The following is a 12,019-nucleotide window of genomic DNA, read 5'->3' as shown; positions in this document are numbered from 1 at the left end:
GGGGATCAGACGGCGGTCGGATCCTCGTGCGGGGCGTCCGCTCCCGAGCCCTCGCCCGTCCTCTCCACCGTCACTGCGGCGGGCGGTTCGGGGAACACCCAGGTCCGGTAGGAGAAGAACCGGAACAGCGTGCCCAGCCCCACGCCCACCACGTTGCCCGCGATGTTCTGCGCCACCGGGCCGTCCAGTCCCAGCACGTACACCGAGAACCACTGACAGCCCAACTGGATGAGCAGACCCACCCCGTTCATCAGCAGGAACAGGGACGTCTCCCGCCCGAACCCGGTCCGCGCGCGGTCGGCGAACGTCCAGAACCGGTTGCCGACGAACGCCACGGCGATCGCCAGCAGCGTGCCCAGTACCTGACCCATCAACGGCCCCAGCCCCACCACGCCCCACAACAGGTTGGTCGCGACGAGTTGCACCGCGTAGGCCACGGCGCCGACGGAACCGAACTTGCCCAACTGGGTGATCAGCTCGGCGAGCCGAGGGCGTCGGGTCAGGAACGTGCGCACGGATGCCTCCGGGTCGGGGATCACCTGCGCGAACGGGGTGGCCCGGGGCGGATCCGCCGGCACGCCCTAGACTCTGACCGGGGGTAGGAGCAACCCCGGCCGCGGGTTCCGAGCCGGTCCGGCCAGGCTTCGTCGCGCGCGGAGCCGTCCCGTCACCGCGGTTCGAGCAGATGAGTTGAGGAACTGTGAGCGAGCGTAACCGCACCGTCCCCCGAGTGGGAATGGTGGGAGGGGGACAACTCTCCCGCATGACCCACCAGGCCGCGATCGCCCTGGGTGTCGATTTCGGGGTTCTGGCCGTCGGCCCCACCGACAGCGCCGCCCTGGTCTGTGGGAACGTCACCCTGGGGGACGACCGGGGACTGGAGGACGTCCTGGCGTTCGCCAAGGCCAACGACGTGGTGACCTTCGATCACGAGCACGTCCCCGAGCCGGTGCTGCGCGCGGTGGAGGAGGCCGGCGGCCTGCTGCGTCCGGGCCGCGACCCGCTGCGCTTCGCCCAGGACAAGCTCCGCATGCGCACCCGCCTCACCGAACTGGGCGCCCCCGCCCCCCGCTGGCGCGCCGTCACCGCCCCGGAGCACGTCACCGCCTTCGCTCGGGAGACCGGGTGGCCGGTCGTCCTCAAGGCCGCCCGTGGCGGCTACGACGGCAAGGGCGTGTGGGTGGTGGACGACGCCGCCGAGGCCGCCGCGGTGGTCGGGCGCGCCGCCGCCGAGGACGTTCCGCTGCTGGTGGAGGAGAAGGTCGCCTTCGAGCGCGAACTCGCCGTCCAGGTGGCCCGGTCCCCGCACGGCCAGGTCGCCGTCTACCCGGTCGTCGAGACGGTGCAGCGCGGCGGGATCTGCCACGAGGTCATCGCTCCGGCCCCCGGCCTGTCGGAGGAGAAGGCGACCCGCGCCCAGCAGTTGGCCATCGAGATCGCGCACGCCTTGGACGTCACCGGCGTGCTGGCGGTGGAGCTGTTCGAGACCGCCGACGGGGTGGTCGTGAACGAGTTGGCGATGCGTCCCCACAACTCCGGCCACTGGACCATCGAGGGCGCCCGCACCTCCCAGTTCGAGCAGCACCTGCGGGCCGTGCTGGATCTGCCCCTGGGGTCGCCCCGCACCAACGCCCCCTACACCGTCATGGCCAACCTGCTGGGCGGCGAGGACCCCGAGGTCTACCGCCGCTATCTGCACGTGATGGCGGTCGATCCCGAGATCAAGATCCACTTCTATGGCAAGGACGTGCGTCCGGGCCGCAAGATCGGGCATGTCACCGTGACGGGCGACGACCATCGGGACCTGCTGGCGCGGGCCCGCGACGCCGCCGACTACCTCCGAGGAGACGACCAGTGAGCAAGGACCCCGTGGTGGGCATCGTGATGGGCTCGGACTCCGATTGGCCGGTGATGCGAGAGGCGGCCGAGGCCCTGCGCGAGTTCGACGTTCCGTTCGAGGCGGATGTGGTGTCGGCGCACCGCATGCCGCACGAGATGATCTCCTACGGCGCCGAGGCCGCCGGCCGAGGGCTGAAGGCGATCATCGCCGGCGCGGGCGGCGCCGCCCACCTGCCGGGCATGCTGGCCTCGGTGACGACGCTGCCGGTCATCGGGGTCCCGGTGCCGCTCAAGTACCTGGACGGGATGGACTCGCTGCTGTCCATCGTGCAGATGCCCGCCGGGGTGCCGGTGGCCACCGTGGCCGTGGGCGCGGCCCGCAACGCGGGCCTGCTGGCGGTGCGGATGCTGGCGGCGCACGACGCCGGCCTGGCCGCGAAGATGGCGGAGTTCCAGGTGGAGCTGCGCGAACAGGCGCACGCCAAGGGCGAGCGGCTGCGCCGTGAGGTCGCCGAGGGCTCCCGCCCCACCGGGTTCGGCCTGTAGGACCGTGTCCCGGTGCCCCCGACGTCGAGGCGTCGGGGGCACCGGCGTGTTCGGGGTTCGGGGTGAGGGCGCCTCGTCCGCCCCCGGGGCCGCCGGGGGCGGACCGGACTCAGGAGAGCGCGTAACCCGGGAAGGCGACGCACTCCTCCGTCGGGCGCGCCTCCAGGTGGCCCAGTTCCAGCAGCTCGTTGACCCGCGCGTACTCGCCGTCCACCGGTTCGGACAGACCCTCGGCCGGGACCAGCACCTGCTCGCCTCCTCCCGGTTGTTCGAAGTGCGGGGCGATCGGGCCGGTCAGGGCCGCGAACGCGGTCGTCACCTCATAGCAGGAGTAGTTGTGCTCGGGCCCGTCCGGCCAGGTGTTCAACGAGTCCGGCGGCAACGCCCGTTGCGCGTACCGGGCGCCGGCGGGTGCCAGGAAGGTGCCCCACGGCGATCCGAACCGGTCCAGCATCCACCCCTCGGGCAGGGTCGTGACCTCGGTGACCGGCTCACCGTCCACCACCTCGAACCCCATGTGGTCGGGGTACTCCCAGCCGTCGGGTCCCCACCAGCGGTCCAGGAACGCCTCAGGGGTCAGGTCGCCGAGGCGGTCGTACCCGTCGAGCAGCCCTCCGACCGGACCGTCGTCGGGGAGTTCGGCCGGCCCCAACCGGCGGTCGCCGCACAGGTACCGCTCCAGGTCCTCGGTGGTGGGCGGCGGGGTGAGCACCGGGCAGCCCGCCGGCGCCTCGGAGGGGACGGGCGGGGGAGCGGCGTGGGCGGGGGCGGCCACCGACAACAGGGTCAGGGCGACCCCGACCACGAGGGAGGACTTCACCGAGCGGACTCCGTTCGTTCTCGACGCACGATCCAACGACCATGCGCGATTGAATGACTACGGAGTGAAGTCAAGCATGCCGTGCGCCCCCGTGTGGGCGACGCGCTCGATCCGAGACCCCGAGGGGTGGGGCACGGGCCGACCCCCTTCCCCCGCGTGACACGGGCGGTGCGCCCGTGTCCCCCACCGAAGCGGCCGGCCCGGGGTCATCCCCGTTCGCGATGGCCGGACCTCCCGCTCGCCGCCCCCGCGCTCACCGGTCTCCCGCCCCTCGCCACGTGGTCCCGGGCCGCCGGTCGGCCCCCGCCGCGGAAGCCGGCCCCGGACACGTCGTGTTCGGAGCGCCGCCACATCTCCGGGAACGCCGACGGCCGGGACCCCGTGAGGGGGTCCCGGCCGTCGGTGCGGCGGAGGGCTACTGGCGGCCCAGCGCCCGGTAGGTCCAGCCCGAGGCCCGCCAGAAGATCGGGTCCAGGGCGTTGCGCCCGTCCACGATCCGTTTGCGCGCCACCAGTTCGCCCAGCTCGTCGGGGTCGGCCTCGCGGAACTCCGCCCACTCGGTGAGCAGCAGGACCACGTCGGCGTCGGTGACCGCGTCCCGCATGGACTCGGCGTAGTTCAGCTCCGGGTGCGCCTCCCTGGCCCGCTCCAGCGCGGCCGGGTCGTACACGGTCACCTGGGCGCCCAACGAGGCGATCGTGGCGGCCACGTCCAACGCGGGCGAGTCGCGGATGTCATCGGAGTTGGGCTTGAACGCGGCGCCCAGCACCGCCACCCGGCTGCCGGCGAACCCGCCGCCGATGAGCTGGCGGGCGATGTCGATGGTGCGCGCCCGGCGGCGCTGGTTGATGGCGTCGACCTCGCGCAGGAACGACAGGGCCGGTTCCACGCCCAGTTCGTCGGCGCGGGCCATGAAGGCGCGGATGTCCTTGGGCAGACAGCCGCCTCCGAAGCCCAGTCCGGGCCCCAGGAACTTGCCGCCGATGCGGTCGTCGTAGGACAGCGCCTGCGCCAGCTGGATGACGTCGGCACCGGCCACCTCCGACACCTCCGCCATGGCGTTGATGAAGGAGATCTTGGTCGCGAGGAAGGCGTTGGCCGCCACCTTGACCAACTCGGCGGTCTGGAGGTCGGTCAGCAGGAAGGGGACGCCCTCGTCGATCTGCCGCTGCCACAGCGAGCGCACGGCCTTCTCGACCCGGGGGGAGTCGGTGCCCAGGACGATCCGGTCGGGGCGCAGGGTGTCCTTCACCCCGAAGCCCTCGCGCAGGAACTCCGGGCTCCACCCCAGTTCGGCCTCCTCGCCGACGGGCGCCAGGGCGGCCAGCCGGGCGGCCAGGGTCGCGGCCGTGCCCACCGGCACGGTCGAGCGGCCCACCACCACCGCGGGGCGCTTCAGGTGCGGGGCCAACCGGTCGACGGCGGAGTTGACATAGCTCAGGTCGGCGGCGCCGGACTCGTCCTTCTGCGGTGTGCCCACGCAGATCAGGTGCAGGTCGGCGAACTCGGCCACCTCGGCGAAGGAGGTCGTGAAACGCAGCAGGCCGGCCTTCAGACCGGAGGCGACCAGCGCTTCGAGGCCGGGTTCGAAGAAGGGCACCCGACCGGAGCGGAGCATGTCGATCTTGGCCTCGTCGACGTCGAGGCCGATGACCTCGAACCCCATCTCGGCCAGGCAGGCCGCCGTGGTGGCGCCCAGGTAACCCGTACCGATGACGGAGACGCGCATACGGTCCGCTTCGATCACTGGTTGAGTCCTTCCTCGCTTTCGTCCGCGCCCATATCCCATGGTTGTTCCCGCTCACGGCGGTGGACACCCGGATGAGGGCGGAAAGACGGACATGTTCGGCGCTGGGGGAGTCCCGCACGCGGAGCATCACCCTACGCTCCGAGACGTGGCGCACGACCGAACAGGGCATGAACACATCAGGCGCTCAGGTTACCGGTGCGCGCGCCGTAATGGACACAAGCCCTGAGAGCGCCTCAATCCCGGCGTGCGGACTCGTCGTCCAGAGGGGTCCACACGGCTCCGGTCTCCCCCCTGCGGAACGGGGTGGTGGTCTTGTCCGGGTCGTCCTCCGCCCCCCACACCGCTGTCGGGGCGGGGGTGGCGATCGACGGAGGCGCCTCGGGGACCTCGGGCACGGTGTCCCCCACCCGTCCGTCCCACGGCTTCTCCACGGGCTCCCCGCCTCGGAACCCCTCACGGCTCGCCGAGGCGACCACCCTGGCGCCCCCGGGGCCCGGGAGCGGTTCGCGCCACCGCCCCGGCATGCCCGCCGAGAACAGCAGGAGCGCGCCGACCGGCAGCGCCACGGTGACACCGGGCCCGCCCGGGTACACGAAACTCTCCGGATTGAGCCAGGACATGGCGGTCCCCAACGACGCCGGGTGGACCGCCGGCCACAGCGCCAGCGCGGCCAGCAGCAGGCCGGCCGCGCCCGCGGTGAGCGGGGAGAGCCGGGCCGCCGCCAGGTAGGCGCCGACGAAGCCCAGCAGGATCAGCAGGACCGCCGCCGCGACGGTCGCGAACGTCACCTCACCGTCGAGGAGGCCGGGCATCCCGCCGGCGGCCCAGGACACGGCGATCCACAACGGGGGGACCAGGACGATGCCGACCAGGAGGCCGAGCAGGTGGCGGAGCACGGGAACACCTTTCTTCGCGGGGTCACCCGCAGATGTTGTCCCGGGCGGTCGAGGTGGTCAGCGGGGCGTCCCCGGCCGAGGGCGCCTCCTCCGGCTCGGGGGCCTCGACCTCCGGGGCCTGGAACGTCGTGTAGTCGAATCCGATCACGACCTGGAGTTCACCGTCCAGGGTGGTGTCCTCCACGACCTCGGAGTTCGGGATAAGCCCGGCGAGGTACCCGGCGGCCGCGGCGTCGTCGGCCCCGTGCCGCACCTGGGTGGAGGACACGTCGCGGCTGCTCCAGTCGGACGCCGGGTCGGGCACCTGGAAACCGGAGCCGGTCAGCGCCGTGTCCAGGGTGGCGCCCAGGCCGGGGGTGCCGGTGCCGTTGAAGACCCGCACCCGGATGTCCTCGGGGCGCGGTTCCTCGTCCTTCTCCTCCTCGGAGGCCGCGTCGGACGGGTCGGTGATCGGCCTGTCGGCGTTGATGTCGGCGAACAGCTCCCGGGCGGCGGGTTCGTCCCACAGCAGGGCGACGTCGCCGCGCGGGGTCCAGAAGTCCATGTCGGCGATGGGCACCTGGGTGAAGGTCACCTCGGTCAGGTCCACATCGCGCATCTGGTAGGCGAGCTGGTTGATGGTCGCGGTGTCGAGTCCCTCGTCGACGGTCACCGACGACAGGGCGCTCTCCAGGAACGCGGTCAGCTTGGCCGGGTCGGCCAGGGTCTCGCTGCTGAGCGCCTGGTCCAGCATCGCCGACAGCACCTGCTGCTGACGGTCGATCCGGTCCAGGTCGCCGCGGGGGGTGGCCCGGGTGCGCGCGAAGGCCAGGGCCTCGGCGCCGTCCACCCGGTGGGTGCCGGCCGCCATGTCCAGCTTCGCCTTGGGGTCCCGGATCGCCTCGGGCAGACACACGTCGATGCCGCCCAGGGCGTCGACCACGTCGACGAAGCCGGAGAAGTCGACCTCCACGTAGTGGTCGATCCGCACGTCGGTGACCGATTCCACGGTGCGTACGGCCAACTGCGGGCCGCCGTAGGCGTAGGCGGCGTTGATCTTGTCGTCGCCTTCGCCGGGGATCTCCACCCACAGGTCACGGGGGAGGCCGACGACGGTGACCCGGTCGCGTTCGTGGTTGACCCGGACCAGCATCATCGTGTCGGAGCGGCGTCCGGGGGTGGAGCCCACGCTCAGCGCGGTGCGGTCCTCCTCCGTGATGCTCTCGCGGCTGTCGGAGCCGATCACCAGGAACGTCAGCCCACCGGTCTCCTCGGGGCGGTCGCCGTCGGCGAGATCGCCGAACACGTCGAACCGGTTGAGGGTGCCCGACATCCAGCCGGTGATCGCCCACGAGGTGCCCGAGGCGAGCAGGACCAGGACGGACAGGCAGGCCATCAGGATCAGACCGGATCGGCGTCGGCGAACGGTGCGCGAGGGCACGGTGATCCGTCCCGACCTCGGAGAACGTCGTCCGTCGGGCGGGACCGGCTGGGAGCGTTCGCGGTGGAACCCCCCGTGCGGACCGTCCGGTCGATTCCGTCCCCCGTTGTCGTCGTTCATCGGCGTCCCCGTCCCACCCCGGTCAACGGTGTCCTTATCTCTAAGGTTGTCACCCGATCCCCCGCCCGGTGTGAGATGTCGATCCTCGGCGTGTTGTTCTCGGCTTGGGCCCTCCCCTGAGGGATCGGGGAGAAAAGCCGATGAGGTCACGGCAGGGGCTTACGCGCTGGACGTGGTACTTTCACATCCTCTTTCCGGTTCCTCGCGCCGTACACACGACGTCGGGACCCCCCCGCCACCGGATCTCTTCCCGCGCCCGGACGTCTTCATGTCCGGTGCCCGCATGATCTCTGGAGACCCCTATGACGCATCCCCCTGCCTCGGCGCCGTCCCCCAAGAACTGGCTCACCACCGTTCTGCTGTCCTTCTTCCTCGGCGGCTTCGGCGTCCACCGCTTCTACGTGGGCAAGACCGGCACGGGCATCCTGATGCTCATCACCTGCGGCGGTGTGGGCGTGTGGGCCCTCATCGACTTCATCATGGTGCTCGTCGGCGCCTTCAAGGACTCCGACGGCCTCGTGGTGAGCCGACAGGCCTGACGCCCGGTCGGTGCCGCTCCGTCGGGGCGGCACCGCGACTTCACGGCGTGCAGTACCGTGGACGCGCGTGAAGCGCAATCCAGCTCATTGATCTTGGGAAGTGCCCGTGTCCTGGCCGCCGGTCTCCGTCGTCATGCCCGTCCTCAACGAAGAGCGCCACCTCGCCGCGGCGGTGGAGCACGTCCTCGCCCAGGAGTACCCGGGTGAGCTGGAGGTCGTACTCGGCGTGGGTCCCTCCACGGACCGCACCCGCGAGGTCGCCGACGCCCTGGCCGCCGCCGACCCCCGTGTGAAGGTCGTGGACAACCCGACCGGCAAGACCCCCTCCGGCCTCAACGCGGCCATCGGCGCCTCCTCACACGACATCGTCGCCCGCATCGACGGACACGCGATGATGCCCTCCGACTACCTGCGCGTGGCCGTGGAGACCCTCCAGGAGACCGGTGCCGACAACGTGGGCGGCATCATGGCCGCCGAGGGCACCACCCCCTGGGAGCGGGCCGTCGCCGCCGCCATGACCTCCAAGATCGGGGTGGGCAACGCCCGCTTCCACACCGGCGGCGAGGGCGGCCCCGCCGACACCGTCTACCTGGGCGTCTTCCGGCGTTCGGCACTGGAACGGGTGGGCGGCTACGACGAGGCGTTCCTGCGCGCCCAGGACTGGGAGATGAACCACCGCATCCGCCGGAGCGGCGGTGTCGTGTGGTTCCAGCCGCGCATGCGCGTCTCCTACCGACCCCGGCGCAACGTGCGGCTGCTCGCCAAGCAGTACTTCCACTACGGTCGCTGGCGGCACGTGGTCGCCCGCCAGCACAAGGGCACCATCAACCTGCGCTACCTGGCCCCGCCGATCGCCCTGACGGGCGTGGTCCTGGGCCTGATCGGCGGGTTCCTGTGGTGGCCGCTGTGGCTGGTGCCCGCCGCCTACCTGGCGCTCGTGACGGCCGCGTCGCTCCCGTTGGGCCGCGGCCTGCCCGCCGCCGCGCTGCCGCTCATCCCCGTCGCCCTCGTCACCATGCACATGTCGTGGGGCGCCGGCTTCATCACCAGCCCGCCCGGGCTCGGCGCCGACTCGCGCACCGCGCGGTCCGCCCAGAGCTCCGAGACCGCCTGAATCCCCATCCCCTCCGCGAATCCGGCATGATGTCCCCATGGACGGGTTGCGTGGAGATCAGGCCTCCTGGGACTTCGACGGCGAGACGATCGAGATCGTCTACAAGAAGGGCTGGACGCACAGCCCCCTCCTCCAAGAGCTCGGCCGGCTGAGCGTGCCGGTCGGCGCGATCGCGTCCGTCGAGTTCACGCCGGGCGGCGGTCGCAGGAAGGGATGGCTGCTCCGGCTCGTCATGCGCGATCGCATGGACCCCTACGCGGCCGTCGGCGCCATGCTCGACGAACGCGTCCAGCCCTTCCGCCTCACCGGTCCGGCCAAGACCGAACTGATCGCCGAGTACCTGGCCGACCAGATCCGGTTCGCCGCCGAACAGCGCGAGGACGCCCCCGAGCCGGAGACCGTGACCCGGCTCGTCCCCCCGACACCCCTGCACATCAAGACCCGCGAGGGCACCGCCACCCTGGACGGATCCACCCTGCGCCTGGTCTGGTCCGGCGATCACGCGAGCGCGGCCAAGCGCCGCGCGGGGCGCCGCGAGTACGACCTGTCCGAGATCATCGGCGTCGACTGGGGAGCCCCTGACGGCTGGGGCTGGGGTTTCCTGCGCGTGGTCACCGTCGGCGGGGGCGGCGGTGACGCCCGGCCCAAGCAGGACCTCGGCATCCTGCGCTCGGCCGAGGACGGTGGGGAGGTCTTCAAGGTCTTCCTCATGGCCGCCACCGTCACCGCGCACGTGTGGGCCCGGGGCGGCCCCCCGCCCGAGGACGAGGCCACCGGTCGGTGGCGGAACCTCGCCCGCACCACGGTGCGGGCCCTGACCGACTCCCTCGCTCCCGGACGGGACACGACGGAGGAGGCGGAGTCGGAGCGGGCCCGGGAGCCCGAGGCCATCGCGGCCGGTCCCGACCTCGAATGGGTCTTCGCCCAGATCGAACGCCTGGGGGAGCTGCACGCCAAGGGCCTGCTCACGGACGAGGAGTTCAGCGCGAAGAAGGCCGAGCTCCTCGCCCGGATCTGACGCGGCTCAGGCGACGCCGTGCAGTTCCGCCTCCCGCAGCGCGGCCACCGCGCCCGGGACGTCGTCCACCACGACCGCGTCCATGCCGGCGGCCGCGAACATCGCGGCGTCGCCCGGTTCGGGACACCAGGAGGCCACCTCCAGGCCCGCCTGGTGGGCCAGGTCCACCGTGTACTCCACCGAACGGCGTCCGGGCAGCGGACCGTCGTCGGTCAACCCGAACGACCGCACGTCCACGGCCACGATCGGGCATCCCAGCCCCACGGCCCCCGCGACCGCCTGGTCCAGCGGGTTGCGCACGAACGGCATCCAGGCCGTGGGAACCTCCGGGGCGCCCTCGTGGACGGCCAACAGCACACCGGGGTCGAAGGAGCAGACGAACACCCGGCGCCGCTCCGCCTCCCGGCGCAGGTAGGGCATCAGCAGGGACGTGGTCCGTCGGGAGGGGACGTCGATCGCGTCCTCCATCACCGTCTTCACGTCCACGTCCAGCCCCACCCGCTCGGGGATGGCGGCCAGCCCCTCCTCCAGGCCCACCAGCCCGGCCTCGGCGCACTCGGCCGCCGTCAGGTCCACGATGGCCCGCCCGTCGTCCAACGCGGCGTTGTGGTAGAGCACCAGTTCGTCGTCGGCGGTGCGGCGCACGTCGATCTCGATCCAGTCCGCCCCGGCGGCCACGGCGGCGGCGAAGGACGCCGGTGTGTTCTCGCGGGCCTGGTCCACCACACCACGGCCCACGCCCCGGTGCCCGATGATCTCGGTCCCGCTGAAGACCCCGCTCATAGCGCCGCCTCGTGCAGGGGGGCGGGTCCCCGCGACCGGCGCAACAGCGTCTCGGCCACCTCCACGTCCCCCGGATTGGTCACCTTGATGTTGGTCTCCTCGCCCGGCACGATCCGAACCTCCTTCTCGGGTAGGTAGCGGAGCACCACCCCGCAGTCGTCGGTGGCGACCAGGTCCGGATCGGCCGTCGCCAGAGCGTAGGCGCGGCGCACAGTGCCCATGCGAAAGCCCTGGGGGGTCTGCATACGGCGCAGTCCCGCGCGTGGGGGGACCTCGGCGATCGCCTCGCCGTCGGGACCGGCGACCACGCGCACCACCGTGTCCGCGCTGGGCACCGCCACCCCCACCGCGTCCACCCGCGCCAACGCGGCCACGCAGGTGGCGATCGTCGCGGGGGAGACCAGGGGGCGGGCCGCGTCGTGCAGGAGCACGATGTCGTCGTCGGCGGCCCCGGCCAGGGCGGTCAGTGCCGCGACGGAGGTGTCGGTGCGCGTGGCCCCGCCCGGCAGGACCCGACTCACCTTGGCGAATCCGGCCTCGGCGACGAGCTCCTCCACCCGGGGGACGTACTCGGCCACCATGAGCACGATGATCTCGTCCACCTCGGGGCAGGCCTCGAAGGCGGAGATCGTGTGCTCGATGATGGTCCGTCCGGCCAGGGGCAGGAGCTGTTTGGGCGCCGCAGCGCCCATGCGCGCGCCGACCCCACCGGCCAGGACGGCGGCGAACACCCGGGGGCGGGTGGTTCCGCTCACTTCGCTCATCGGTCCCCTCCTCATCGTCAGTTTCCCAATCGAAGGGAAATCGATACCGCAAGCGCGCGGAACAGAAGGTGACGGGCCGTCGGCGATAAGGCTCTCGGTACCGGCGACAACGCCCGTGGTCGAGGGCGTGTGTGTTTCCTTCGTGTTTCCGGATGCTTCGAGCCGAGGCTAGCCGACGGGGTTCGACGACGCGTGGTCACGGTCCGGACACGGATGTGCGGCAGGTTGGTGGGCGCGCCCCGTCCGTCGCAGCGGTAACCTATGGACGCCTGTTCAACGTGCCCGGTCCGACCTCCTTCCGAAGCGGTCGTGAGAGCCGGGCGCGGTCCGTGACATCCCCCGGTCGCCCGGACACGCTCCCCCGTATCCCGGTCGTGATCGATCCGGGCCTGGACCGCGCGTGTCGACCG

Annotated in this window: 12 protein-coding genes; 5 read left to right on the top strand and 7 right to left on the bottom strand. The window is 71.9% G+C overall.

Annotation, left to right across the window (positions count from 1 at the left end; genetic code table 11):
• Positions 1-5: 5 nt before the first annotated feature.
• Positions 6-515 carry a GtrA family protein gene (locus PWG71_RS07115; protein ID WP_274808799.1) on the bottom strand — a complete coding sequence of 170 codons (510 nt, stop codon included), beginning with the start codon at positions 513-515 and terminating at the stop codon, positions 6-8.
• Positions 516-700: 185 nt separating this feature from the next.
• On the opposite strand from PWG71_RS07115, the gene PWG71_RS07110 reads away from it, so the two are divergent.
• The gene (locus PWG71_RS07110; protein ID WP_274808730.1) at positions 701-1,858 is read left to right on the top strand and encodes a 5-(carboxyamino)imidazole ribonucleotide synthase; all 1,158 of its coding nucleotides are present in this window, start codon (positions 701-703) and stop codon (positions 1,856-1,858) included.
• Positions 1,859-1,884: 26 nt separating this feature from the next.
• Complete coding sequence (gene purE, locus PWG71_RS07105) at positions 1,885-2,385, top strand: 5-(carboxyamino)imidazole ribonucleotide mutase (protein WP_274808798.1); 501 nt, start codon at positions 1,885-1,887, stop codon at positions 2,383-2,385.
• A 109-nt stretch (positions 2,386-2,494) separates the two neighbouring features.
• Here the strand turns inward: purE and PWG71_RS07100 are convergent, their stop codons facing one another.
• The 4 genes from PWG71_RS07100 to PWG71_RS07085 all read right to left on the bottom strand — a co-directional run bounded on the left by PWG71_RS07100 (position 2,495) and on the right by PWG71_RS07085 (position 7,391).
• A complete protein-coding gene (locus PWG71_RS07100) occupies positions 2,495-3,205 on the bottom strand; it encodes a TNT domain-containing protein (protein ID WP_274808729.1) in 711 nt (236 codons plus the stop codon).
• Positions 3,206-3,620: 415 nt separating this feature from the next.
• Positions 3,621-4,952: a UDP-glucose dehydrogenase family protein gene (locus tag PWG71_RS07095; RefSeq protein WP_274808728.1), complete on the bottom strand. Its 1,332-nt coding sequence runs from the start codon at positions 4,950-4,952 to the stop codon at positions 3,621-3,623.
• 236 nt (positions 4,953-5,188) lie between these two features.
• The gene (locus PWG71_RS07090) at positions 5,189-5,851 is read right to left on the bottom strand and encodes a YIP1 family protein (RefSeq protein WP_274808727.1); all 663 of its coding nucleotides are present in this window, start codon (positions 5,849-5,851) and stop codon (positions 5,189-5,191) included.
• A gap of 22 nt (positions 5,852-5,873) precedes the next feature.
• Positions 5,874-7,391: an LCP family protein gene (locus PWG71_RS07085; protein ID WP_274808726.1), complete on the bottom strand. Its 1,518-nt coding sequence runs from the start codon at positions 7,389-7,391 to the stop codon at positions 5,874-5,876.
• Between the two features lie 302 nt (positions 7,392-7,693).
• On the opposite strand from PWG71_RS07085, the gene PWG71_RS07080 reads away from it, so the two are divergent.
• From PWG71_RS07080 to PWG71_RS07070, 3 genes are all read left to right on the top strand, one after another.
• A complete protein-coding gene (locus PWG71_RS07080; RefSeq protein ID WP_274808725.1) occupies positions 7,694-7,930 on the top strand; it encodes a TM2 domain-containing protein in 237 nt (78 codons plus the stop codon).
• Between the two features lie 106 nt (positions 7,931-8,036).
• The gene (locus tag PWG71_RS07075; RefSeq protein ID WP_274808724.1) at positions 8,037-9,044 is read left to right on the top strand and encodes a glycosyltransferase family 2 protein; all 1,008 of its coding nucleotides are present in this window, start codon (positions 8,037-8,039) and stop codon (positions 9,042-9,044) included.
• A 37-nt stretch (positions 9,045-9,081) separates the two neighbouring features.
• A complete protein-coding gene (locus PWG71_RS07070; protein ID WP_274808723.1) occupies positions 9,082-10,062 on the top strand; it encodes a DUF4429 domain-containing protein in 981 nt (326 codons plus the stop codon).
• A gap of 6 nt (positions 10,063-10,068) precedes the next feature.
• On the opposite strand, the gene PWG71_RS07065 is transcribed toward PWG71_RS07070, so the two are convergent.
• Together PWG71_RS07065 and PWG71_RS07060 are read right to left on the bottom strand one after the other, a co-directional pair.
• Positions 10,069-10,845, bottom strand: coding sequence for a glycerophosphodiester phosphodiesterase (locus tag PWG71_RS07065; RefSeq protein WP_274808722.1), 777 nt, complete (start codon positions 10,843-10,845; stop codon positions 10,069-10,071).
• Positions 10,842-11,609: an IspD/TarI family cytidylyltransferase gene (locus PWG71_RS07060; RefSeq protein ID WP_274808721.1), complete on the bottom strand. Its 768-nt coding sequence runs from the start codon at positions 11,607-11,609 to the stop codon at positions 10,842-10,844. Before PWG71_RS07060 ends, PWG71_RS07065 begins: the two co-directional genes overlap by 4 nt.
• Positions 11,610-12,019: the final 410 nt, after the last annotated feature.

The organism is Nocardiopsis sp. N85 (assembly GCF_028882275.1).
GTDB lineage: Bacteria > Actinomycetota > Actinomycetes > Streptosporangiales > Streptosporangiaceae > Nocardiopsis > Nocardiopsis lambiniae.
Note: the sequence above shows the minus strand (reverse complement) of the source record. Positions and strands in the feature narration are given on the sequence as shown.